Source organism: Variovorax sp. 01N425 (assembly GCF_056399465.1).
The window spans coordinates 1-424 of the sequence record NZ_JBFTRJ010000065.1; the positions used below are offsets into that span (position 1 = coordinate 1).

At 57.3% G+C, this 424-nt stretch carries 1 protein-coding gene; it reads right to left on the minus strand.

The features are described 5' to 3' along the window. Window positions 1-21: 21 nt before the first annotated feature. The coding region (locus AC1DSC_RS32710) for a T6SS immunity protein Tdi1 domain-containing protein (protein ID WP_478132102.1) at window positions 22-424 on the minus strand (403 nt) is incomplete at its 5' end.

Consider the following 424-nt stretch of genomic DNA (forward strand, 5'->3'; position numbering starts at 1 on the left):
GCGCGTCACTTCCGCGAACGGCTACCAAACCTTGTACCAAGGCTTCTTATCCCTCGGTGGCTCAGGAATCGCCTGAAGCTGGCGGTGCAACTGCCCCATTAGAGATTGATAGACCCGCATGCTGAACAGCTGCATGTTCGAGACCTCAAACTTGCCTCCGAGCAAYGGATGAAGCTTCCACCCAAGGCATTCGTCTGGCCCTGGTTCTAGCCCGTTGCCGGCGGCTATGGCAAGCCAGCTCGCGATGAAGATGTCGTCTASCCATTCGGGCGACTTGTTGAGCGTGTTGTACTCAGAGGAGTTGCGAGCTACTTGTTGGTAGGTGCCCTCGAGGACCGAAAGTGCCCAAAGACTTCCGTCAGGGTGGCCGAACACCCAATCACCGAATGCGGATACGAAAAGCGGCGTACCGCTCGGCGGGATT